Origin of the sequence: Neoroseomonas lacus, from assembly GCF_014644535.1 — a bacterium.
In the GTDB taxonomy this organism is placed as follows: domain Bacteria; phylum Pseudomonadota; class Alphaproteobacteria; order Acetobacterales; family Acetobacteraceae; genus Neoroseomonas; species Neoroseomonas lacus.
In genome coordinates this window covers 1-21347 of sequence record NZ_BMKW01000023.1, presented here as the reverse complement: position 1 = coordinate 21347, position 21347 = coordinate 1, and the positions used below count along the sequence as shown (strand labels likewise).

Genomic DNA, 21347 nt, shown 5'->3' with positions numbered 1-21347 from the left:
CGGATACTGGCTCGTCCGCCGGCGCTGCGGCGTTTGGCTGTATGGCGGAATGCCCGGCCCCGCCGTTACGCCGAAGCTATACTGGATCGGTCCAACCCAATGATATCCGTGCGACCCAGCAGGCCCATCACACGTCTGAATTCGACAAGAAGAAGCTCGATCGCCCGAACAGCGCCTGCCTCGCCAGCGGCCGCCAAGCCATACAGCGGGACCCGTCCAACCAGCACGGCCTTCGCGCCCAATGCCAGGACTTTTGCCATGTCCACCCCGTCGCGAATGCCGCCATCCAGCAACAGCGGCATGCTTCCCGCAGCATGCAGACAGGCGGGAAGCATCTCCACCGTCGAGACCATGCCGTCGAGTTGTCGGCCGCCATGGTTGCTGAGCACCACGGCATCCACGCCGAGAGAAGCGACCTGTCGGACATCCTCCGGATCGATCACGCCCTTCACGATGAGCGGACCCGGCCAGGCGTCCCGCAGCCGGGCGAGGCCATCGAAGGTGAAGGCGGGATCCTTGCCCTCGTTGATCGCTTTGCGCTCTGCCTGGACGCTCTTGTCCGGCAATTCCATGGCGATGTTCGGAAAGCGCGGCGGGCCATGGCGCAGTGCCGCGGCCAGCCACGCGGGGTGACGCAGCGCGTCGATCCGCGTGCGCAGGCGTGGTCGCCCGGCCGGCGTGAAGTGCCGCGCCTCCCAATGGCGAATGCCTGCGACCGGAGAATCGACCGTCAACACCACCCCAACGCAGCCGGCATCCTTCGCCCGTCGCATGAGCCGCTGTGTCGCGTGATGGTCCTTGAGCGGGTAGGCCTGCATCCAGACAGTCCCGCCCGATGACACCACCTGCTCCACCGGCATGTTCGACGCGGCGCTCAGAATGAATGGCACGCCCATCCGCGCTGCCGCGCGGGCGAGCATGCCATCGGCACCCGGTCGCATCATGCCGGCGACGCCTGTCGGCGCCACCATCACCGGCGCCGCCATGTCGAACCCCAATAGACGCGTCGTCACATCGACATGCGACACATCGCGCAGCGTGCGCGGCAGCAGGGCGAGCGCATCCAGCGCGGCCCGGTTGCGCGCGAGGGTGCGCTGCTGGCCCGCGCCGCCTTCGAGGTAGTCCACGACGAAGCGCGGCAGATGACGATGCGCCTCCTCGCGGAGTGTCTCGATACTGGTCGGCAGTCCCTTCACCGCGGATGGACGAGGTACTGCGCATTCACGCAGGTTCGCAGGCGGCCGTTGCGCAGATAGTCCACCAGATAGGTCATCGACAGGCGGCGGATGTCGAGGATGCTCGCCGTGCTGTAGAAGGCCGAATGCGGCGTGAGGACCAGCCGCTCGTCCAGCCATTCCTCACCGGCGGCCCAGGCCCTGATGAGCGGGTCCTCGCGATCGAGCGGCTCCTCCTCGAAGACATCGAGGCCGGCGGCGCCGAGGTGGCCGCTCCGCAACGCATCTCCGACGGCGGCGAAGTCCACGATGCCGCCGCGCGCGGTGTTCACTAGCACCGCGCCCTCGGGCAGCAGCGCAAGGGCGCGCGCATCGATCATCCGGCTCGTCTCCTCATTCAGCAGGCAATGGATGCTGAGCAGGTCGCTGCGGGCCAACAGCGCGTCCAGCGTATCGAAGCGCTCCCAGCCATGCGACAGATGATGCCCGACGGGCAGATGCGGATCGTAGTAACCGACCTTCATGCCGAAGGCCTCGAAGCGACGGGCGGCAGCGGTGCCGATGCGGCCGAGCCCCACCAGCCCCACCCGAACGCCGCCGAGCCGTTTCACCGTCTTGAGCAGCCTTGCATCCCAACTGTCGTTGGACCGGCGCAGACGGCGGTCATAGGCCTGGATGCCACGCAGCAAGGCGAGGGACAACGCGACGGCGTGGTCCGCGACCTCCGTCGTGCCGTAATCCGGCGTGTTGATCACCGGAATGCCGCGTTCCCCGGCGGCTTTTAGATCGACATGGCCATAGCCCACGCCGCCCTGCGCGATGCAGCGGCAACGGTCGAGCTGTGCGATGATCTCGGCCGGGAGCCGGTGCGCGCTGCGGCAGTTCAGCACCGCATCCACACCCGCATAATCGCCGGGATCGGGCAGGGTGCCCTGCACCGAGCGCCGGAAGACGAGTTCGACGCCGGGACCGGCCGCTGCTTCCTCGACATCGGGCACGGTATCGTAGAGGGGATCGATGACCAGGATCTTCATCAGTTCGTCTTCTGCCAGAGGGAAATGAGCGCCTCGGCATCGAAGCCCGGCGCGCGGGTGGCCTGGATCGTCGCCTGCTCGGCCGCGAGCAGGGCGTCGATCGCGCCGGGGAGGGCCTCCAGCTGCTCCGGCGGGACGATCATCGCGCCATGCCGGTCGGCATGGATCAGGTCGCCGGGATGCACCGTCAGCCCGAACACTGACACCGGCTCGTTCACGCTGCGGATCTGGGTGAAGCCATTGCCGAGGCAGATGCTGCCGGCGAGGATTGGAAACCCGTCCAGCGCATCAAGATCGCGCACCGCGCCATTTGTGATGACGCCGACGCAGCCAAGGCCGCGATGGATCGCCGCATGCACCTCCCCCCAGATGGCACCGAGGCCGGGGCGCTCGCCGACATCCTCCATCACCACGATGCGCGGCCCCGGGGCGTTGCCCACCACGCGGTAATACGCGAAGCGGATTGCGTCCTTTTCCGCCTGGGTCAGCGGGGCGGGATGGTCGGAGGTCATGCGCGCCGTCACGGCGTAGCCTACCATGCGCATGGCGGGATCGCTCGCTACCGGCCGGCCGAAGGTCAGCCCCTCGATGCGGTTGCCACGCAGCTTGGTGAGGGCATTCCAGACGGTCGGCGTGTCATATCGCCGCAGCGTGGCGATGGTGGCTTCGATGTCCATGCCCGTCGTCCTTGCCGCGGGCGCAGGGCGTGCGCGCCCTGCGCGTCGCGTCAGTTCAAAGTGATGTTCCCGCGCGCGACGACACGCTTCCAGCGCGCCGCATCCTCGGCCAGCGTCACGCCGAATGCAGCCGGCCCGTCACTGACGGGGATCAGGATCAGCGGTTCGAGCCGCGCGCGCAGTTCGGGCAGCGCCATGACGGCCCGCACCGCCTCGTCGATCCGGGCGATGGTCGGTGCGGGTGTACCGGCGCGGGTGACGAGGCCGATCCACACACGCACATCCATGCCCGGAATGCCCAGTTCCGACGTCGTCGGCACATCTGGGAACTGCGCCAGGCGCACATGGCCCGCCGTGGCGACGGCGCGCAATTCGCGCCGATCGAGCGCCGGCTTCACCGAAGCGACGGAGCCCAGCGTCATGTCCACGCGGCCAGACATCAGATCCGCCATCGCCTGGCCGGTGCCGCGATAGGGCACGTGCAGGAATCGCGCGCCCGTCTCCTGGTTCAGGATCTCCATCATCAGATGCGTGACCGACCCCGCGCCCGGCGAGGCATAGGTGATGCTGTCGGGCCGCGCCTTGGTATCGGCGATCATCTCCAGGAGCCCGGGCTGGCGCAGCGAAGGCCCGGCGGAGAAGATGTAGGGCGTGTCCACCAGATGCGTGACCGGCACCAGGTCGCGCATCGGATCGAAGCTGAGATTCTGCGGCAGCGCGGCCGCGATCGTCACCTGCCCGCCCGAGGCGACCAGCAGGCTTGTCCCGTTCGCGGGAGACTGCACCACATTCTCAGCGGCGATGGCGCCGGCGGCGCCGGTGCGGTTCTCCACCACAACGTCCTGGTGCAGCCGTTCACTGAGATGCGGCGCCATCAGGCGGGCCAGCACATCGACCGAACCGCCCGCCGCGAAGGGCACGACAAGCCGGATCGGCCCCGGCCCGCCAGCCTGGGCCAGGGCCGCCATGGGCAGGCACGCGCTGGCCGCGGCCAGCATGCTTCTCCTGTTGAGGGGCACTGAACTTGATCTCCCGTGAAGGATGGCCGGAGCCTTGGGCGCCTCTGGCACTGCTTCGCGATCATCAAGGTGGTTTCCTGATAGTGTCCAATCGTATTTCTTCACCTTATCATGCACAAATACTATGAGAGGCAGGCGTCACGCATGGTCACCCATCGCATGGTCGAAGCCTTCCGCGCCGTGATGCAGAGCGGCAGCGTCACGCGGGCGGCGGGCATGCTGAACATCTCGCAACCCTCGGTGAGCCGTCTTCTGGCGGACCTCGAGGCGGGCCTCAGCCTGAAGTTGTTCGACAGGCGCGGCACGCGGATGACGCCCACGACCGAAGGCATCGAACTTTATGACGAGGTGGAACGGTCCTTCCTCGGCCTCGCGCGCGTGCTCGACACGGCAGAGCAGATCAGGACCCGCCATGCGGGGGTGCTGTCGGTCGCCACCATACCGGCCCTGGGGAACACGCTGCTGCCGGAGGTGCTGAGAGGGTTCCAGGCCCTGGCCGGCACCCCGGTGGTGCATCTGCATATCGTGCCGTCGCAGCAGGCCCTGAGCATGCTCGCCCAGCGCCGCTGCGACATCGCCTTCGCCTCCATCGCACCCGCGCCGGAGATCGGGCGCCAGGTCGCCGCCTTCCCGATGCATGGGCGAGTGATCCTGCCGGCGACGCACCGCCTCGCGGACGCCACGCGGACGCTGACCCCGGAGCTGCTGGCCGACGAGCCCATGGTCGCGCTGGCGGCGCATTCACTGATGCGGGTGGAGACCGAGCAGGCCTTCGCTCACCGCGGCGTACCGTTTCACGTCGCGATCGAGACGATGCAGGCCTTCTCCGCGGCGCAGCTCGTCCAGGCCGGCTTCGGCTGCGCCGTCGTCGACCCGATGACCGCCCGCGCCCATGAGGCCTTGGGCGGCGCGAGCTGCGCGTTCGAGCCGGCGATCGATTTCTCCTTCGGCGCCTATGCCTGGCGCTCGGGCGACCAGATGGGTTGGATCGAGCGCTTCGTCGCGGTCGTCGCCATGGCTGTCGCGGCGCTGCCGGGGCATTGAACGGGCTGAGCGGAGAGGCACGCCGCGGCGCCCGGCCCTGTTCAGAAGGTCACGTCCCGGTTCACATCCTTGTAGAGCAGATAGGCCGTCTCCCCCCATCCGGTGGCGTAGAATTGCTGCGGCACATAGGCGCCCATCCAGATGAAGTCGCCCGCCCAGCATTCGTGCCACTCGCGTCCGAGCAGATACAGGCCCTGGCCCTCCAGCATGTACAGACCGTGCTGCATGATGTGGGTCTCGACGAAGGGGAAGTAGTTGCCCGGTTCGAAGGACAGGATGTTGATCTCCATATCCATGGACAGGTCGGCCTCGCCGAGCAGCGCCTGCCAGTTGCGGCCCCGGGTGTGCTTGTTCACGCGCGGCACTTGGCTGCGATGGCCGAAGAAGGATGCGCGCGGCGTGATGCCCTGGGCGGGGACGTAGGGACGCTTGATCCAGATCGCCCGCACCGGCCCGCCCACCGCCTGGATTGAGTAGGACTTGCCCGCCGCAACATAGGCGTAGCCGCCGGCATCGAGACGCTGCGCCTGCCCATCCGCGACGACCGCCGCCTCACCCTCCAGCAGATAGAAGAAGTGCTCCAGCCCGTCCTGCAGCGGCACCGGCGTGCCGCCATCGGCATCGATTTCCAGCAATGCCTGGGCGAAATTGGCCCCCATCGCGGGGCTGGTATGGAAGCGGATCTTGGTGCGCGTGAAGCCGGGCAACCGGCTTTCGAGGATCCCGTCAGGCGGCATCACCGCATAGTGCGGCGTCACCATCGTGCGGTTGTGCCCGACGATGCCGGGGGGAAGGATATCGCGGCGGGTCATTGTGCTTCTCCGGGCAGCGCGGCGATGACGATGATCTCGACAAGGTCGCCGGGCGGCATCGGCGTTTCAACCGCGCTGCGCACCGGGCCCTCGCCGTTGGGGATCCAGCGTGTCCATGCCGCATCCATCGCGGCCTTCTGCGAGAGGTCGCCCATGAACACCTCCGCACGCAACAGGCGCGAACGGTCGTGGTCTGCCCCCTGAAAAGTGGTCCTCCCTGAAGTAGGCCTTNTGACGCCGTTCACGTATTACCGCTGGCGCAAGGAGTCTGGCGGCCTGAAGGGCGATCAGGTGAAGCGCCTCAAGGACCTTGAGAAGGAGAACGAACGGCTGCGCGAGGCCGTCTCGGATCTGACCCTGGAGAAGCTGATCCTCAAGGAAGCTGCCTCGGGAAACTTCTGAGCCCCGCCCGGCGTCGCCGCTGCATCGACTAGGTCATCGCCAAATTCGGCGTGTCCGAGCGTCTGGCGTGCCGGGTTCTGGGGCAGCACCGATCGACCCAGCGCAAGAGCCCGAAGGGTCGGTGCGATGATGCGGCTTTGACCGACGACATCATCGCGCTGGCCACGGCGTATGGCCGATACGGCTATCGGCGGATCACGGCGCTTCTGTGGGCTGCTGGCTGGGTGGTGAACGTGAAACGCGTAGAGAGGATCTGGCGGCAAGAGGGTCTGAAGGTTCCGAGCCGGCAGCCCAGGAAGAGTAGGCTTTGGCTGAACGATGGGTCCTGCGTCCGTCTGCGGCCCGAGCGGCCCAACCATGTCTGGTCCTATGACTTCGTGGAGGGCCGGACCCATGATGGCCGGAAGTTCCGCATGCTCAACGTGATCGACGAGTTCAGCCGGGAATGTCTGGTCATCCGGATTGACCGGAAGCTGAAATCGACGGACGTGATCGATGTTCTGTCCGATCTGTTCATCCTGCGCGGAGCGCCGGGCCATATTCGTTCGGACAATGGCCCTGAATTCATCGCCAAGGCGGTGAGGGAATGGATTGCCGCGGTCGGCGCGCAGGCGGCGTTCATTGAGCCTGGGTCACCTTGGGAAAATGGCTATTGCGAGAGCTTCAACAGCAAGCTGCACGACGAGCTTCTGAACGGCGAGATCTTCTACTCGCTGGCCGAGGCGCGGGTGGTGATCGAAGGCTGGCGCCAGCACTACAATTCGGTGCGCCCGCACTCGTCGCTTGGGTACAAGCCGCCGGCCCCCAACGCCAAGATATGGCCGCCGGCAAAGACCCAACCGGCCATGCCGGTCACGACGGTCGTCGCAGACAAGCCGACGATGCACTAACATTCACCCCGGACCACCTCATGGGGGCAGGCCACGATTGCGGCCGGCCTCGGTCAGCACCAAGCCCCGCCCGCGGCACTCGAACAGATCCTGTCGCAGGGCCGCCTCCAGCGCCTTCAGTTGCGACGAGAGTGCCGAGGCGGACAGGTTCAGCCGACGTGCCGCGCCGGTCAGCGTGCCGTCATGGGCGACGGCACGGAACAGGCGCAGATGGTGAAGGTTCCGGGCGCTCATCGTTCGGTTCAATAGGATGATGCGGCCGAGAACATGTAGTTTTTTGGAATTTTGGCCAAGGCTATTCCGGCCGCGAAGCCACCCGATCCGGAATTGCGCAATGCCCCCGAGCCTGGCCGTCCTGGCCCCGCCCGTCCTCCTGGTCACGGCCCTGTTCGCCCTGGTCCGCCCCGGCCGGCGCCCGGGCGCCTTGCCGCGTCTGGCCGAAGTGGCGGGGATAGTGGCATTCGGGCTGATCGGCGCTGGTGCGGCACAGATGGCGCTGCTGGGGCCGGCCGCGGGCACGATCGGCAGCGGCGCCTTCGCGCTGACGTTGCGCTTCGATGTGCTGAGCGCGGTGATCATGCTGATCGTCGGCTTCATCGGCTGGGTGGTCGTGCGATATGCGCGCAGCTACCTCGATGGCGAAACGCGCGAGGGCGCCTTCCACGGCCTGCTGCTGGCGACGCTCGCCGCCGTCCTCGTGCTCGGCATGGCCGGCAGCCTCGCGCTGCTGGTCGCGTCTTTCATCGCGGTGGGGCTCGGCATCCGGCGGCTGCTGCTGTTCTACCCCGCGCGGCCGGAGGCGCGGTGCGCGGCGACCAAGTTCGCGCTGGTCTGGGGCGGGGGGGATGCCGCACTGATCCTCGCGACCCTGCTACTGTGGTTCGCATTCGGCACGGCCGACATCGCGGCGATCAACCGGGCCGCCGCGGCCGGGCCGGTACCGGCGTCCGCGCTTGTCGCCACCGGACTGCTCGTGCTGGCCGCGCTGCTGAAGACCGCGGCCTTCCCTGTGCATGGCTGGCTGACTGAGATGATGGAAGCGCCGACCCCGGTCTCCGCCCTGCTGCATGCCGGCATCATCAATGCCGGCGGCGTTCTGCTGATCCGCTTCGCGGACGTGATGCAGACCAGCCCCGGCGCCATGGCGGCGTTGGTGATGCTGGGCGGCTTCACGGCGCTGGCCGGCGGGCTGGTGATGCTGACCCAGGCCGCGGTGAAGACGGCGCTGGCGTGGTCCACCGTCGCCCAGATGGGCTTCATGCTGCTGCAATGCGGCCTTGGCCTCTGGGCGCTCGCGCTGCTGCACATCGTCGCACATTCGCTCTATAAGGCGCACGCCTTCCTGGGGTCGGGGACGGCGGTGCGGGCGGTACAGTCGGCGCGGCGGCCTGGGCCGGTGGCAGTGCCGGGCATAGGCGCCGTCATGCGCGCCTTCGCCATCGCGCGGGCCATCTACGCGGCCGTGGCGGGCGGCTTCTGGGCGGTCTTCGGGCCGAAGCCGGCGCAGGCGGTGGCGCTCGGCGCGATCCTGATTTTCGGCGTCGCGTACCTCAGCGCCCAGGGCCTGGCCGATACCGCACCGCGAGCCTTGACGCGGCGCACCACGCTGGCCTCTGGCGCGGCGGCGCTCGCCTATTTCGCGTTCCACCGGCTGGCCGAGGCGCTGACGGCCGGCGCGCTGCCCGCGCCGCCGGCGCCCGGGCCGTTGGAGGGCGCGCTGCTCGTGCTGGTGATCCTGTCCTTCGGCGCGGTCGCCGTGGCGCAGGCGCTGCTCCCGCACTGGGCGCATCACCCGGCCGCGGCGGGGCTGCGGGTGCACCTGGCCAACGGGCTCTACCTCAATGCCGCCCTCGAGCGGCTGATCGGCGGCTGCCGTGCCGCAAGACCCCTCTGAAGCGACGGAGCGCACCGATGACCCTGACCCCTGATGCGACCCTCGCCGCGGAAACGGCCGGCCTGCTGCGCGCCGCCGAGGCCGCCGCCCGCGCGATCCCCCTGCCTTCCCGCTGGAGGCGACCGTCGCCGTCAATCCAGTTCTCGGCCAGACGCATGTCAGCTTCGCGATGGCGGCGTCCCGGCTGTAGTAATCGGCGGCCGAGACCCGCAGCACGCGGGCCATTGTGCGGATGGGGAATTCGGCCTGGTGCGCGCTCATGAATTCGAAGACCCGGATGGGGTCTTGTCCTTCGCGAACCAGGCCGCCGCCTTTGCCAGAATGTCGCGATCCTGGCGAAGGCGATGGTTCTCACGACGGAGCTTGCTCAGCTCCTCTCGCTGGGCGCTGGTCGTGCCGCCATTCCCTCGCTCGCCGGCATCGCGATCCGCCTGACGGACCCAGTGCACGATCGACTGCGCATTCGGCTCGAACTCCCGCGCAAGATCCTGCGGGGTTCGCCCCGATCGGACTAACTCCACCATCTGCCGCCGGAACTCCGGCGGGTAAGGCACCCTGAAGCTCGGCATCGCGGACACCTCCATCTCAAGCCTCGGGGTGTCCACGAAAGTGGTTTAACTTCAGGCACCTACACACCAAAATAATGCACCAATCACTTCACACACTCAGGATATCGATGCGCATAAACGCCTCCCGCTACATGGCCGCCCTCTCACTGCCTTGCGCGTGCGGGCTGTCGGTTGGCGGGTGTGCGCCCCATGCGTTCCAGCGAGGCGCGGCAGCGTGGATCATCGCCGATGCCGAGTTCAATAATTGGCAGGAACGAGAAGATGCCGGCGCTCTCGCTCGCCACTAGCTGAACCGACGGGTTGCTCAGTCTGCCGCGGACGGCCAGCTCTGCCGGGATCGAGGCGATGGTGAAGTTCTTCGCCTGGCTGTTCAAGCGCAGATCCAGCCGCTCCTCATCCAGATGGATGCGGCCGGTGCCGATCAGCACCGCGTCGCTCGTATCCAGAAGGAGGGTGCGGGCGTTGAGCACGCCGCCCGCCAGAGCGAAATCCGCCACGAAGCATTCCAGATTCGTGCGAGAAGGCAGGCCGAGGCCCGACAAGATTGCATTTCCCAGACGCAGCCCAGCCAAGTCCACGGAGAAGGCACTGAGGTTCCCGCCCGCGGTGCGCAGCGACAGCCCGCCCGTGCCGCGCGCGAGAAGCTGCGCGGTTGAGCGTCCGATGCCTTCCAGCCGCGCCCGGCCGTTCAGCGCCCCGCCGCCCTCCCCACCCAAGGAAGACATGATATGGGCGATGTTGAGCCCCTGAAGCTCGAAATCAGCCGCGGCGTGAAGCTGCCCATCCTCACGCGGCGTCAGTGTCGCGGTGAGCACCACGGCGCCGGCTCCTATCCCGCCCCGCAGCGGCTTGAGGGTCAGCACGCCGCCAATCAGCTCCAGCGTGACGTCCAGTGTGCCGAAGGGCGAATCCGCGCCAATAATGCGCGCGGCGCGAAAGCGGGCATGCACGTCGGCGGCCCGGAACAGCGGCAGGTTGACCGGCGCATTGGGAAGCACGCGGCCGGTGCGCGGCGTGTCATCCCGGATCGGCCGGCCACGCCCGGGATTGCCGCCGATGAACCCCGCGAGGTCGGCCAGGTCCACCTGCCGCGACTGGAGATCCATCGTGACATCGGGGCGCGTGCGACTGGGCGCGATGGTCACCGTGCCACGAAGGTCGCTGCGCCCCACCAGGCCCTCCATCTCGGTGAAGCGGAAGCGCCGATCCGCGTAGGAAAGCTTGCCGGCGACGCGGAAGGCCGGCGTGGAGGGAATTGGCACGCCGGTCAGGGGTGTCAGGAAGCGCATGTCGGGACCGGTCAATACCAGGCGCAGATCGGCGCCGGCCAAAGTCAGCGGGTCGGTGATGGTGCCGTTGAGCGTGGCGCGCGTGGTGCCGTTTTCCAGCTCCAACTGCACGGGCCAACCCTGGCCTGCATCGCCCACGGCCAGGATGGTGCCGCCCGCCATTTCCCCGGTGAGCGGGGCCCCCGCATAGGTGCCGCGGGCGGTGGCAAAGATGTGATGCGGCCCCGCCGCGACGGCGCGCGTTTCCATCTGGATTGTGAAATCGGCGCGCAGCGGCGCGTGCAGGATTCGCGCCCGACCCTCCCGGAGGATGAGTTCACCGATGCGCAGGCGCGCACCTGGCTCGCCAGTTGGGTCCGGCAGGGACAGGATTGAATTGGTGCTGCCATCCGGCTGCGTGACCGCCAGCACATCCAGCCCCTGGATCTCGACCGACGGGATCGTGGGTGTGCGGTCCCGCAGCGTAGGCCAGGTGTCGAGGCGCAGTTCCACGGATGCGATTCGTGCGAAGGGCGGCTCGGCGTCGAACCCCTCCGGATTGGCCACCGTCACATCGCGGAACGTGACGAGGGAAACTCGGCCCAGGCGCACATGCAACCCGCCGATGGTGACGGCGCGGCCGATGGCATTTGAAGCCATGCGTTCGGCGACCGGGATGAACGTGCCCCAGGAGAAGCTCAGTACGAGGGCCAGTGCGGACAGTCCCAACGCCGCGATCAGACCCGTGATCCAGTATCGGCGTTTGATGGCGCGCGTCCTCCGTCCGGATTTCCAGGAACAACGCGATACACTGCCCGAAGTTGCGCTGAAAACGCAGATGGCGCTCGTCTAGGCGCATCGCGCAGTTCGACATGCGGCTGCACCTAAGACGCTGCGCACGCGCGTTGTCTCGCTGAATAGCGACTGCGCTGGACTCAGAGACCGTTCGTACCCGGACGCACCTCCTCCGCCAGTTCCCATACAAGCCGTGCTCTCCGCCAGACTGACCGCCGCGCTGAGTGGCAGGTTTCCTGGGGTTTTCGGGGCAGACCTGTTGACTGGCCCGGCGCCGAGCCGGCGGAAAATCGTTCTCCGGTGGCCCGTTCTCTCCGGACCTCCTGACTTGGGCGTTTCAGTACGGAACTCAAAAACCTAGGTAAAAGGCCGGTTTCCGCGCGATCGGCGCTTGTCGCGGTTCGAACCCCACTTGCCCTAAATCCGTACTTCGAGAGCGAACACTTGGTACGGCCGAACGCCAGCAGTGTCGTTAGGTTCAGATGAGGGCGTCTTGAAGGTTCCGCGTTCGTCTGCCGCCGTTGCTTGGTTCCACAGCCCTAGCGACAGCCAACGTGAGCCCCTTCTGCTGAGGTTCCCTCGCACGCGTTCTCGCGGCACGGGGGGGCAGCCGAATGGGCCTCAAAGACAGTATGGCGGAAGAGCGGTCCAGGACGCGGCCGATCGGAACGAACTCCTCGTTGGCCCTGACCGCCTTCTGCCCACCCTCGGCCATGCTGCGCCTCCACGGGGCCAGCAGTCGGGACAAGACGCCGTGCAGCCGGGCGACGGCGGAGAACGCTATGCCGGGCTGCATGGTCTGCTCCACCAACCGGACCTTTTCCTCGGCAGTGGGCCGCCGGCGGCGATGGATGCCGGTGACGATCTCAACGCCTGGTGGGCTTCGACATAGGCGCGCGCCTAGGTATTAACCTAGGCCCCCCGGGGGTTTGCCACCAGGGCGCTCGAATTGTGGGCCGCTCCTGGCAAGTCGTCAGGGCGGCCTGAAATAGAGCGGCTCCGCGGGTAGTGAACCGTAGAGGAAGGGCTCCTGCCTTCCGTCAGTCACCTTCAACACGCGATCGCGCACCCCGCGGAAGGCCGCGCCTAGCTCGAGCCCGGGCGTGTCCATCGCGGCCAGCAGTGCTTCCGCGTATGGTCCGTAACTCCCGGCGCCGTCCACTGCTTGCTGACCTTGCGCGGTCGAAAATGCCACCAGGGTTGCACCACGCGGGGATAACTCGGTCGTCCAAGTCGGGTGCGCCCACAGAATCGAGGGAATCGGTCGCGGATCGGCGACCCCTGGAGCAACGCGGCAAGCGTCAAAGACGATCAAGCGCAGCCTCCGCGCGGAAGCAGCGCTTCGAAGCAGTGAGGTCAACGCGATAGCTTCCGTCGATAGCGCGTACGAACTAGCCGGTACGGCACCCGCCGGTACGAGGAACTGCGCGCCTCCAACCTCCGCTCCACGACCGGCGTAGTATATGACCGCCCAGTCTGCGTCCTCGGCTGCCAGGGCGAATTCCCCGAGCGCTGCGAGAAGAACTTGGTGTGGGGGATCCTGCAACAAGACAACGTTGGCAAATCCAATCTGCCGTAGCGCTTGAGCGACGGCGGCCGCATCGCGGCGTGCACCCGGCAGATCAACAGCGTCATAGCTGCCGTTGCCCACTACCAGGGCGACACGACGTTCAACTGGCGATGCGTCTGTGGCGGCTGCGCGAGTTGCAACGTACTCGGGCGACGCGTCGGCGAGGGCGAGCGCCGCAGGCCGAACATTCATCCGCCAGTAAGCGGCCCCTACGAAGACTGTGAATGCAAAAGACAGCGCCGCTGCGCTCAGCCAAAGGATCGAATGGTGGGGCGGCCCAGAGTGGCGTCGCGGGATTGGTCGCACCAGGATTGGCGCCGACTGTGGCTGCTGGGAAGCGGTCACCGGCACGTCCTCCGAATGCCGCAGCATGCTCCGAATCACGTCCACAGCGAAGACATATCCCCGTCGGGGCACTGTCTGAACCAGCTGGTGGTGCGTGTCGTCGAGAGCCAAACGGACCGCACGGATGCACTGTGACAGGGAGTCATCCGTCACCCAAACGCCTGGCCAGAGCGCCTGCAGCAACTCCTCTTTCGTCAACAGCTGATGCGGGTGCTCGGCCAAGTAGCGCAGGGCGTCGAAAGCCTTCGGCCGGAGCGGAACCTGCTGATCTTCGCGTCGGAGCACGCACTGGGAAAGATCGAGCGAAAACCCGGCAAAACAGAGCAACGCCTTCCGATCGCACGGCATGGAAGCACCTCTGACGGCTGAGCTTGCCGATTGAGTATACATCTTCAGCCAATTTTCGTCGGATTTTCAGCGCGGATTCCTGACGACAGACTTGACTGTATAGTAGGGTTGGCGGTGGCCCGTAAGGCGATCGCGAGCATCGCATTTCGACCATCCCGACTGATGGCTGTCCGCCCGCCATGCGCCTGTCGCGTGATGGACCGTCGGCATATTTGGGAGGAGACGATGATCCAGGAGGCGCCTCTCACCGATCGACTTGTCGGGCTGTGGGATTATCTCGGCGTGCGTGCCGCGCATGTGGCGTCGCAAATGCCCGCCGACCTCGATGGCCTTGTACGTAGCCATCCAGGACGGATCGCCGGGCTCGCGCTCTGCGAGGCGACCAGCGTCGATCCAGCACCGCTCGCCGCGCTCGCCTCGCGACTGACAGTGGTGGCGGGCGATGCGGGGATGTCCGGCCCGGTCGCTGAGCGTGTCGTTCCGCTCCTGCCCGGATGCCGGCGCGTCACCCTCGCCGGCTACGGCGCTCCGATCTGGGGAGACTGCGTTGCCGACAACACGGAGGCCATCGTCTCCGCCCTCTGCGCGCTGCCCGGAGAGGCTTCGACGCCCGCAGGCCTGCCGGAGCGCGGCAGTCACGCCGGCATCACCTACAGTATCCGCGGCGAAGGTCCGGCGCTGGTGTTGATGCCGCTCTTCCTTGCGCCCTCGCAGTGGGAGGCCGCCCTTCCCGCGCTTGCGGCGCGCTACACGGTGATCACCCTCGGCGGGCGTCATCTGGGGGGTGTGGCGCTGCTCGAGGACCGAGCGATGAGCCCGAGCTACAGGGCCATGGTGACGACGCTGCTCGAGGTGATGGCCCCCGTCGCCGGCGAGGCCCTGTTGGAGGTCGGCTGCGGCTCCGGCGCGTCCACGCGGCTGGCGGCAAGGCGGTCTGGCGGGACGACGGCAATCACGGCGGTGGACATCAATGCCTAACCTGTTGCGCGAGGCGGCGGCACTCGCCGAGGAGGAGGGAGTTTCGGAGATGATCCGCTTCGGGGAGGGCAATGCGGATCGGTTGCCCTTCGAGGACGGACAGTTCGACCACGCTTTCAGCGTCACGGTGCTGGAGGAATGCGACGCCGATCTTGCGCTCAGCGAGTTGCGGCGCGTGGTGAGGCCGGGCGGGCGCGTCGGCGTGATCGTGCGGGCGACCGAACTGCCGCATGCCTGGAACCTGGGACTTGAAGGTGCGCTGCGCACGAAGGTGGACAGCCGGCCGCCACTCGTCGGTCCGCGCGGCGTCGCCGACCGCAGCATCTATGCCCGCATGGGCGCAGCGGGGTTCGAGCGGCTGAGCTGCTTCCCCATGCTGGCCACCATCGACAGGGCGGATGGCCCCTTCTTCCGCTACCTGCAGGGCAACGTCGTGGCGCGGCTCGATACGGCGGAACGACCCGTGTTCGAAGCAGCGCGGCAGGCGGCGCTCGAGGGTGGCGTGCTGTTCACCGTCTGCCCGCACCATTGCGTCGTCGGACGCCGACCGCCGATTTGAGGCCCAGCATCGTTAGGTTTGGCGCGGTTGCATTGGCCAAAGGTGGGAGGCGAGGTAGGTGGCGCTCGGCACGACACGATCATTGCAGCAAGACGCAGGCAATCGATGCAACTCGGCATTCGCCGCTGACACCGTCGCCTATCTGGCAACGTCAGTAGGATGGGCCTTCACGCACCTCCAATACCAACTGCGTGCTATTGTCTCGAATTGCGTCGTCCAGCGATCGATAGTGGGGAGAACGTGGCATGGACTATCCCTATGATCTCGGCTCTTACTCTCGGAAGGTGACGACCACTTCGGTGGAAGCCCAGCGCTGGTTCAATCGTGGTCTGAATTGGTGTTTTGGCTACCACCACGAGGAGGCTATCGCCTGCTTCGAGAAGGCGCTGGAGAATGACCCGAACTGCGCCATGGCCCATTGGGGCATCGGCTACGCGGTGGGGCCGAACTACAACTTTCCCTGGGAACTGCAGGACCCTGCTGGCAAGGCCACGGTGCTTGCCAAAGCCTATGATTCGGCCCGCGCTGCTCTCACTTACGCTGGCGACGTGACAGCTCCAGAACGGGCACTGATTGAAGCTCTGCCCTCCCGCTATCCTCAGCGCGTCCCGATCGATGACCAGCGCCCTTGGAATGACGCCTTTGCCGACGCCATGCGCATCGCTCATCGTGCCCATGTCGGCGACCTTGATCTACGAACCATCTTCGTAGAGGCGATCCTCAACCGGACTCCTTGGCGCATGTGGGACTTGCGAACCGGGAACCCAGCGCCGGGTGCGGGTACGCTGGAGGCGCGCGACGTGCTCGAGTCAGCTTTCCGTGATCTGCCCGGGGCGATGAATCATCCCGGTCTTCTGCACCTCCACGTCCACCTGATGGAGATGTCACCGCATCCGGAAGCGGCGTTGGTAACAGGCGATCGGCTGCGCGAGCTGACCCCGGATATGGGCCACCTGCTGCACATGCCGACCCACATCGATGTTCAGTGCGGCCACTACCACGACACGATGCACTGGAATCAGAGGGCCATTATCGCGGACCGCAAATTCTACGACCGCATTGGACCGATGAATTTTTACTCCGGCTATCGCATTCACAACTACCACTTTGCTTCCTACGGCGCCATGTTCCTCGGCCAATATGCCCCCGCCATCGCAGCGGCGGACGAACTGATCGAGACCATGCCCGAGGGGTTTCTGCGTATCCCCTCGCCGCCCATGGCCGATTTCTTCGAGAGCTATGTTTCCATTAGGCAGCACGTTCTTGTCCGCTTCGGCAAATGGCGTGAGATCGTCGCTCAGGATCTCCCGGCGGACCGCGACCTCTACTGCAACACACTGGCAATGCTTCATTACGCCAAGGGCGTCGCTCATGCCGCGCTTGGCGACATCCCGGCGGCGGAGGCCGAACAGGTGCTGTTTCGCGAGGCCGTGAAACGCGTGCCCAAGTCCCGGTATCTCCACAACGTGCCATGCGTGCAGCTGCTGGCGGTCGCCGAGGAGATGCTGGAGGGGGAAATAGCCTACCGCCGGAGAGAGTACGATGTTGCCTTCGCCCGTTTGCGGGCCGCCGTGGCGATGGAAGACGACCTGCCCTACGATGAGCCATGGGGCTGGATGCAGCCGATTCGTCATGCACTCGGCGCGCTGCTGCTGGAGCAGGGGCGCGCGGTTGAGGCGGAGGCGGTCTATCGCGAGGACCTCGGTCTTGGTGGTGCGCTTCCCCGCGCGCAGATCCACCCTGACAACATTTGGGCTATGCGAGGGCTGCTCGATTGCCTCGATCGGCGCGGCGAGACGTCTGAGGCTGCGTTGCTCCGCCAACGCGTGGTCCTCGCGTCCGCCCGCGCCGACCTTCCGGTTTCCGTGTCGTGCTTCTGCGCTCGCGGCAAGGCTGCCTGATCGCCCCGCGGCGCTTGGGCCTGAAAGGAGGACGCTGAGCGTTGGTACGGAACTTCTGGTAGGGGCTCCAGTGGCGTGGAGCCGCGACTACAGGACTGGTTTGGTCTCCCACTCAGCGAGTTTGTTCCGCGCTCCCCACGGCCGACTAGAGCAGAATCCAGTCATTCCGGCTCGTACCCAGCGGCGGTGAAGTAGTTCGCGCACTCGGCTGGCGAGAAGGCGGGCAGGGCGTCGCGGATGGCGTCCCAAAGTTCGTCGACGGTGCGCGCTGCGGCCATGCGCAGCAGGGCCTTCAGCTTGGCGAAGGCGTCCCTTCGGAGCAGTGCTCCTCAGCAGATTGAAGTCCGGCGAGTATGGCGGCAGGTAGAGCAAGGTGGCGCCTGCGCGCGCGATGGCGGTACGCACCGCGGCCGGCTTGTGGGCGGGCAGGTTGTCCATCACGACGATGTCGCCGGGTTGCAGCGTCGGCACCAGCACCTGCTCGACATAGGCGAGGAAGGCCGCGCCGTTCATCGCGCCATCGAGCACCATCGGCGCTGTCATGCCCGACAGCCTGAGGGCGCCGATGAAGGTCGTGGTCTTCCAGTGTCCGTGTGGCACCGGCGCGCGGCAGCGTTCGCCACGCGGTGCGCGGCCCCGCAAGCGCGCCATCTTGGTCGATGCGCCGGTCTCGTCGATGAAGACCAGACGTTCGGGATCAAGGTCGGGCTGCGCCGCGAACCAGGCTTCGCGCCGGGCGGCGACGTCTGGCCGTGCCTGCTCGCTGGCGTGTGCGGTTTTTTTGAAGGTGAGGTCGCGCCGGTCGAGAAAGCGCCAGATCGTGCTCGGCGCGAACTGTTCGCCGTGCTCGCGCTCCAGCAACGCGGCGAGTTCGACCAGCGTGATGTCCACCTGCCGATCGACTGCCGCAAGGATCACCGCGCCGAACGCTTCGATCCGCGCCGAGTGCCGGTCGCCGCCGCGCGGCTTGGCCGCCGTCGCCCCCGCCTCGTGCCACGTGGGCAGCCAGCGCACCGCGGTCGCCACCCCGATCCCGAAGCGCTCCGCAGCAGCGTGGCGCGACAGACCGCCCTCAACCGCCGCAATCACCCGAACCCGCAGATCCATGGACAAGGTCTTCGCCATCGCCGCTGGCCCCCCGCCCAGCAGACACGATGAATCAGATCACGCTCGCGTCGGGGGGAGCACTTTCACGAATCAGTTCGAGAAGAATGTGCTCTAGGTGAATCCCCAGCCGCGGCAGCAGCGCGCCAAGCGGCGCACGAGGCGCATTGCCCGCGGGACCCCGCTCTGGGGTGGGACCACACTTGGCTCGGCCTCGCCGCCGCGCTGGTCGCGGGCTGCCTGGCTCTTGCCGGGGCCGGCTGGTTGCTGCTGCGGGCCGGTGAGCGATAACTCGGGTTGTCGGGTGCCGCCGGACCGGCCGAGGTACGTAAGCACCGCTTTGCCGGCGAAGTCCTGTCCGCGCCTGGTCCTACCGGCCACTTCGCCAGGCCATGCGGCGGAGCCCGGCCAGCAGGCGCAGATCGACCACCACCTTCGCCACAGCCGCCAGCACTAGGGCGGACAACACGACCTTCGACACGATCTCCATCGTCCCATCGATCAGCATCGCGTGCACGACGCTGCCCACCACGATCACCACCGCAAGGCTGACGTGACACAGCCGCCAGACGATCAGCCTGAGGCGGAGCCGTCCGCGCAGGGCCCCGAGGAGGGCCGAAGCGAACACCGCCCACATGGCGACCACGCCCCAGGCAGAAAACGGCGTCGGTGACCTAAATAGGAGCGCATCGACGACGTCCGGCGGGCTGGTCACCCACAAGGCCGCAACGTGGGCCACCACCGCCAATACGAGGCCGGCCCCCACCCACGCATGCAGTCGCCGCCCAAGGCGTATGCGCACGCCCGGCAAGTATCCTCCGGCGAGCAAGGGCTGGAGCAGGAGTAGTCCGAGTGCGACCACCCCTGCGAAGCCAGCTGCGATATAGAAGGAGTCGCGCCATGCGAGCAGCGGACTGCGCGCCGCGGCGACAACCGGCACCAGCAGCGCGGCCGCGACAGCCGCCCAAATCAGAACTGAACGCAAGGCCTGGTCCCGATTACGCCCGTTGCAGGACGAAGTCCGCGCTGAGGCTCCTGTCGCGCGCGCTCCGCATCACCGGCCGAAGGAACACCGTCGCGAAGCCGTTCTCGTCGTAGGCTGCGTCATAGGCGAGATGCCCATGCGCCTGGCCGAAGGCGGGCACGATCTGCGGCATCTCCATCCTGAACACGCCATTCGCGTCTGTCAGCGTGGCCCCGTGGCTGTGCGGGTCGCGCTCATGCCCTTCTGTCGTGTGCGCCCAGATTTGGATACGTATGCGCGGGAGCGGAGCGCCATCGCCGGCGCGTCGGACGGTGCCAGTCATCCAGAAGCCGCCACCGCCGATGCGCTGCACGACGGGCGCGCCAGCCAAATAGTTGTTGGCGCCGCCCCGCATCGTCGGCGTCGGGGCGAGGCCCTGCGCTCGCAGTGGCGTGATAAGCCCGGCGGCAGCAGTCGCGGCTGCAGCGGTGAGGAGGGTACGGCGAGCTTTCAGCGCATGGGTCATCGTGATCTCTCCTCTCGAGCATCGCGGGCGCCTTCGCGCGACCTCCCTTCATCATTGGAAGTTGCAGGCCGCGGTGAACCCGCTCACCAAAGATGTGATGTAGGGAGGCGGGGTAGTTGGTAAAGCGCCTCCCTGACATCAGGCACGCGCTTTCGCCGGGTGCCAAGCAGATAGGGTGAGCGGAGAGGGCTACGCCTGCGGATCGTGCTGCCTTTCCCATGTGAGGGGAAACGGCTCCATCAGCCCCGGCAGCGTCACGCCGTCCGGTTGCCGCCCGTCCAGGATCGCCTCGACGATGTTGGGCGCCAGCAGCGTCAGCCGCAGCAGGCGAGAGACGTAGGACGAGGTGATCTTCTCGGCGGCCGCCAGTTCGTTGATGGTCGCGAAGCGCCCGGTCTCAATCATTCGCCGCCACCGGAACGCTCGGGCCAGCGCCTTCACCCGCGTGGTGTCGGCAGCCGAGGAGCCCCGGTTCGTGGTGCTGCAGGCGCGATCATCAGCTTCCGCCCACCCCGCTGCTTCCGGACCGCCAGGGGCACCCGGACGGTCAGCATTTGCGCGGCGCCGGTCATGCCGCCGCCCTCGGCGCTTCGGCGGGTGGCCCGGCCAGGTCCCTCGCCAGGCTGGCCAGCCCTTCCAGCTTCAGCCGCACGTCGGCGCCGCCCGCCCCGATGTCCACCCGGTCGACCAGGAGGCGGATGATCCGCGCCTGCTCCACGGGGAACAGTTCCTCCCACAGCGGGTCCAGCCGCTCCAGCGCCAGGCGAGCCTCGTCCTCCGTCATGTTCGGCGCCGAGGCCCGTGCCGCGCGCCAGGCGCCAAGCACGACCTCCGGCTGCCGCAGCTCGCGGTTCTCACGCTCCAGGGCCTTGAGCCGGGCCGCCATCTCCGTCGTCGGCCCAGGCCTGCGGCCCGTGTCGCGCTCGCCTGTTTCACCTACTCGTTCAGCGTTTGGCACGTGCACCCGATCTTGGCCGCGACCGACAGGATCGTCGCCGAGCGCAACGGATGCTGCGCCTCATGATCCAGCACCATCCGTACCGCCCGTTCGCGAACCTCAGGCGAAAACTAGTTCGTCGTCTTGCTCGTCATCGCTCCAGCCTCTCAGGCGTTGGAGCCTCCGACAATCCCAGGGCGGTTCAGACCATGTTCCGATAGGTGGCTTCCCTGCCGGTTGATACGCACGTCGCTGCGGTGCCCCGGCATCACGCAGGACGAGCGAAGCCCGGCCGGAGTTTGGCCGCGGCAGGGGCGCGGATTTCACGCCGCGACATCATGCCGACATGGCATATCTATCAGGATCGCGCCTGCAAGCGCGCCCTCCAATGCTTCCTTAGTCCCCGTGGGCAGACCATCGCGCTCGGGAGCGAGCAGCACGACGGTATTGTAGTAGCCGTTGCGTCGTCGCAGCAGGTCCGACGCCCCATCCGGGTCCGGGACGATGGCGTGCTCGACGTTCTCCGGCATCGCGGC

At 67.1% G+C, this 21347-nt stretch carries 22 protein-coding genes and 3 pseudogenes; 8 read left to right on the top strand and 17 right to left on the bottom strand.

All coding sequences use genetic code 11. The features are described from left to right. Window positions 1–65 precede the first annotated feature (65 nt). Genes IEY36_RS28545 through IEY36_RS28530 form a run of 4 tightly spaced genes read right to left on the bottom strand, consistent with a single transcriptional unit; the run spans window position 66 to window position 3884 of the window. Window positions 66–1196 (bottom strand): alpha-hydroxy acid oxidase, encoded by a 1131-nt coding sequence (locus IEY36_RS28545; protein WP_188973416.1) that lies wholly within the window; start codon window positions 1194–1196, stop codon window positions 66–68. Beyond that, window positions 1193–2209, bottom strand: coding sequence for a C-terminal binding protein (locus IEY36_RS28540; protein WP_188973414.1), 1017 nt, complete (start codon window positions 2207–2209; stop codon window positions 1193–1195). Before IEY36_RS28540 ends, IEY36_RS28545 begins: the two co-directional genes overlap by 4 nt. Further along, complete coding sequence (locus tag IEY36_RS28535; protein ID WP_188973412.1) at window positions 2209–2886, bottom strand: RraA family protein; 678 nt, start codon at window positions 2884–2886, stop codon at window positions 2209–2211. Before IEY36_RS28535 ends, IEY36_RS28540 begins: the two co-directional genes overlap by 1 nt. Before the next feature lie 50 nt (window positions 2887–2936). Further along, window positions 2937–3884 carry a Bug family tripartite tricarboxylate transporter substrate binding protein gene (locus IEY36_RS28530; protein ID WP_188973410.1) on the bottom strand — a complete coding sequence of 316 codons (948 nt, stop codon included), beginning with the start codon at window positions 3882–3884 and terminating at the stop codon, window positions 2937–2939. A gap of 165 nt (window positions 3885–4049) precedes the next feature. Here IEY36_RS28530 and IEY36_RS28525 point away from each other — a divergent pair, with 165 nt between their 5' ends. Further along, complete coding sequence (locus IEY36_RS28525; protein WP_188973408.1) at window positions 4050–4949, top strand: LysR substrate-binding domain-containing protein; 900 nt, start codon at window positions 4050–4052, stop codon at window positions 4947–4949. Between the two features lie 41 nt (window positions 4950–4990). On the opposite strand, the gene allE is transcribed toward IEY36_RS28525, so the two are convergent. Together allE and IEY36_RS31475 are read right to left on the bottom strand one after the other, a co-directional pair. Next, on the bottom strand, window positions 4991–5761 hold the full coding sequence (gene allE / locus IEY36_RS28520) for a (S)-ureidoglycine aminohydrolase (RefSeq protein ID WP_188973405.1): 771 nt from the start codon (window positions 5759–5761) through the stop codon (window positions 4991–4993). Further along, on the bottom strand, window positions 5758–6006 hold the full coding sequence (locus IEY36_RS31475; RefSeq protein WP_373290358.1) for a Rid family hydrolase: 249 nt from the start codon (window positions 6004–6006) through the stop codon (window positions 5758–5760). The genes allE and IEY36_RS31475 overlap by 4 nt, the downstream gene beginning before the upstream one ends. Between IEY36_RS31475 and IEY36_RS28510 the strand changes: the two are divergent. Further along, window positions 5996–7053: pseudogene (locus tag IEY36_RS28510) on the top strand (IS3 family transposase); the annotation flags it as partial. The gene IEY36_RS31475 and the pseudogene IEY36_RS28510 sit on opposite strands and share 11 nt — an antisense overlap. Window positions 7054–7071: 18 nt before the next feature. Here the strand turns inward: IEY36_RS28510 and IEY36_RS28505 are convergent. Then, a complete protein-coding gene (locus IEY36_RS28505) occupies window positions 7072–7287 on the bottom strand; it encodes a helix-turn-helix domain-containing protein (RefSeq protein ID WP_229681661.1) in 216 nt (71 codons plus the stop codon). Window positions 7288–7387: 100 nt separating this feature from the next. Here IEY36_RS28505 and IEY36_RS28500 point away from each other — a divergent pair, with 100 nt between their 5' ends. Beyond that, window positions 7388–8947, top strand: coding sequence for a proton-conducting transporter transmembrane domain-containing protein (locus tag IEY36_RS28500; RefSeq protein ID WP_188973401.1), 1560 nt, complete (start codon window positions 7388–7390; stop codon window positions 8945–8947). Between the two features lie 257 nt (window positions 8948–9204). On the opposite strand, the gene IEY36_RS28495 is transcribed toward IEY36_RS28500, so the two are convergent. Then, entirely contained in the window at window positions 9205–9516 is a 312-nt protein-coding gene (locus tag IEY36_RS28495; RefSeq protein ID WP_188973399.1) for a transposase, read from the bottom strand. 143 nt (window positions 9517–9659) lie between these two features. Further along, the gene (locus IEY36_RS28490) at window positions 9660–11054 is read right to left on the bottom strand and encodes an AsmA family protein (RefSeq protein ID WP_268238222.1); all 1395 of its coding nucleotides are present in this window, start codon (window positions 11052–11054) and stop codon (window positions 9660–9662) included. Here IEY36_RS28490 and IEY36_RS28485 point away from each other — a divergent pair. Together IEY36_RS28485 and IEY36_RS28480 are read left to right on the top strand one after the other, a co-directional pair. Continuing rightward, window positions 11022–11180: a hypothetical protein gene (locus IEY36_RS28485; RefSeq protein WP_188973395.1), complete on the top strand. Its 159-nt coding sequence runs from the start codon at window positions 11022–11024 to the stop codon at window positions 11178–11180. The two genes, IEY36_RS28490 and IEY36_RS28485, sit on opposite strands and share 33 nt — an antisense overlap. A 4-nt stretch (window positions 11181–11184) precedes the next feature. Next, on the top strand, window positions 11185–11637 hold the full coding sequence (locus IEY36_RS28480; RefSeq protein ID WP_188973393.1) for a hypothetical protein: 453 nt from the start codon (window positions 11185–11187) through the stop codon (window positions 11635–11637). A 420-nt stretch (window positions 11638–12057) separates the two neighbouring features. On the opposite strand, the gene IEY36_RS31470 is transcribed toward IEY36_RS28480, so the two are convergent. After that, window positions 12058–12432, bottom strand: a complete 375-nt coding sequence (locus IEY36_RS31470; RefSeq protein ID WP_373290359.1) for a transposase — start codon at window positions 12430–12432, stop codon at window positions 12058–12060. A 120-nt stretch (window positions 12433–12552) separates the two neighbouring features. Further along, on the bottom strand, window positions 12553–13842 hold the full coding sequence (locus tag IEY36_RS28470; protein ID WP_188973389.1) for a caspase family protein: 1290 nt from the start codon (window positions 13840–13842) through the stop codon (window positions 12553–12555). A gap of 225 nt (window positions 13843–14067) precedes the next feature. On the opposite strand from IEY36_RS28470, the gene IEY36_RS28465 reads away from it, so the two are divergent. From IEY36_RS28465 to IEY36_RS28455, 3 genes are all read left to right on the top strand, one after another. Next, window positions 14068–14820: a class I SAM-dependent methyltransferase gene (locus tag IEY36_RS28465; protein WP_188973387.1), complete on the top strand. Its 753-nt coding sequence runs from the start codon at window positions 14068–14070 to the stop codon at window positions 14818–14820. Then, the gene (locus tag IEY36_RS28460) at window positions 14813–15379 is read left to right on the top strand and encodes a class I SAM-dependent methyltransferase (RefSeq protein ID WP_188973385.1); all 567 of its coding nucleotides are present in this window, start codon (window positions 14813–14815) and stop codon (window positions 15377–15379) included. The genes IEY36_RS28465 and IEY36_RS28460 overlap by 8 nt, the downstream gene beginning before the upstream one ends. A gap of 245 nt (window positions 15380–15624) precedes the next feature. After that, window positions 15625–17280, top strand: a complete 1656-nt coding sequence (locus tag IEY36_RS28455; RefSeq protein ID WP_188973383.1) for a tetratricopeptide repeat protein — start codon at window positions 15625–15627, stop codon at window positions 17278–17280. Between the two features lie 161 nt (window positions 17281–17441). On the opposite strand, the pseudogene IEY36_RS28450 reads toward IEY36_RS28455, so the two are convergent. The 6 genes and pseudogenes from IEY36_RS28450 to IEY36_RS28425 form a co-directional block, all read right to left on the bottom strand. Next, window positions 17442–18405, bottom strand: a pseudogene (locus IEY36_RS28450) (IS630 family transposase). A gap of 349 nt (window positions 18406–18754) precedes the next feature. Then, a complete protein-coding gene (locus IEY36_RS28445; protein WP_188973381.1) occupies window positions 18755–19369 on the bottom strand; it encodes a ferric reductase-like transmembrane domain-containing protein in 615 nt (204 codons plus the stop codon). Window positions 19370–19382: 13 nt separating this feature from the next. Next, window positions 19383–19874 carry a peptidase associated/transthyretin-like domain-containing protein gene (locus IEY36_RS28440; protein ID WP_188973379.1) on the bottom strand — a complete coding sequence of 164 codons (492 nt, stop codon included), beginning with the start codon at window positions 19872–19874 and terminating at the stop codon, window positions 19383–19385. Between the two features lie 189 nt (window positions 19875–20063). Continuing rightward, window positions 20064–20279, bottom strand: coding sequence for a hypothetical protein (locus tag IEY36_RS31280; protein ID WP_229681660.1), 216 nt, complete (start codon window positions 20277–20279; stop codon window positions 20064–20066). A 415-nt stretch (window positions 20280–20694) separates the two neighbouring features. Then, window positions 20695–20909, bottom strand: a pseudogene (locus tag IEY36_RS30890) (IS3 family transposase); the annotation flags it as partial. A 225-nt stretch (window positions 20910–21134) separates the two neighbouring features. Next, a partial coding sequence (locus IEY36_RS28425) for a hypothetical protein (protein WP_188973375.1) occupies window positions 21135–21347 on the bottom strand: 213 nt, incomplete at its 5' end.

Bases quoted from the DNA above. Each gene is read 5' to 3' on its own strand.
- IEY36_RS28540 (WP_188973414.1), bottom strand. From the start codon at position 2,209: ATGAAGATCCTGGTCATCGATCCCCTCTACGATACCGTGCCCGATGTC.
- IEY36_RS28535 (WP_188973412.1), bottom strand. From the start codon at position 2,886: ATGGACATCGAAGCCACCATCGCCACGCTGCGGCGATATGACACGCCG.
- IEY36_RS28530 (WP_188973410.1), bottom strand. From the start codon at position 3,884: ATGCTGGCCGCGGCCAGCGCGTGCCTGCCCATGGCGGCCCTGGCCCAG.
- IEY36_RS28525 (WP_188973408.1), top strand. From the start codon at position 4,050: ATGGTCACCCATCGCATGGTCGAAGCCTTCCGCGCCGTGATGCAGAGC.
- allE (WP_188973405.1), bottom strand. From the start codon at position 5,761: ATGACCCGCCGCGATATCCTTCCCCCCGGCATCGTCGGGCACAACCGC.
- IEY36_RS28505 (WP_229681661.1), bottom strand. From the start codon at position 7,287: ATGAGCGCCCGGAACCTTCACCATCTGCGCCTGTTCCGTGCCGTCGCC.
- IEY36_RS28500 (WP_188973401.1), top strand. From the start codon at position 7,388: ATGCCCCCGAGCCTGGCCGTCCTGGCCCCGCCCGTCCTCCTGGTCACG.
- IEY36_RS28495 (WP_188973399.1), bottom strand. From the start codon at position 9,516: ATGCCGAGCTTCAGGGTGCCTTACCCGCCGGAGTTCCGGCGGCAGATG.
- IEY36_RS28485 (WP_188973395.1), top strand. From the start codon at position 11,022: ATGCGGCCCCGCCGCGACGGCGCGCGTTTCCATCTGGATTGTGAAATC.
- IEY36_RS28490 (WP_268238222.1), bottom strand. From the start codon at position 11,054: ATGGAAACGCGCGCCGTCGCGGCGGGGCCGCATCACATCTTTGCCACC.
- IEY36_RS28470 (WP_188973389.1), bottom strand. From the start codon at position 13,842: ATGCCGTGCGATCGGAAGGCGTTGCTCTGTTTTGCCGGGTTTTCGCTC.
- IEY36_RS28465 (WP_188973387.1), top strand. From the start codon at position 14,068: ATGATCCAGGAGGCGCCTCTCACCGATCGACTTGTCGGGCTGTGGGAT.
- IEY36_RS28460 (WP_188973385.1), top strand. From the start codon at position 14,813: ATGCCTAACCTGTTGCGCGAGGCGGCGGCACTCGCCGAGGAGGAGGGA.
- IEY36_RS28455 (WP_188973383.1), top strand. From the start codon at position 15,625: ATGGACTATCCCTATGATCTCGGCTCTTACTCTCGGAAGGTGACGACC.
- IEY36_RS28440 (WP_188973379.1), bottom strand. From the start codon at position 19,874: ATGACCCATGCGCTGAAAGCTCGCCGTACCCTCCTCACCGCTGCAGCC.
- IEY36_RS31280 (WP_229681660.1), bottom strand. From the start codon at position 20,279: ATGATTGAGACCGGGCGCTTCGCGACCATCAACGAACTGGCGGCCGCC.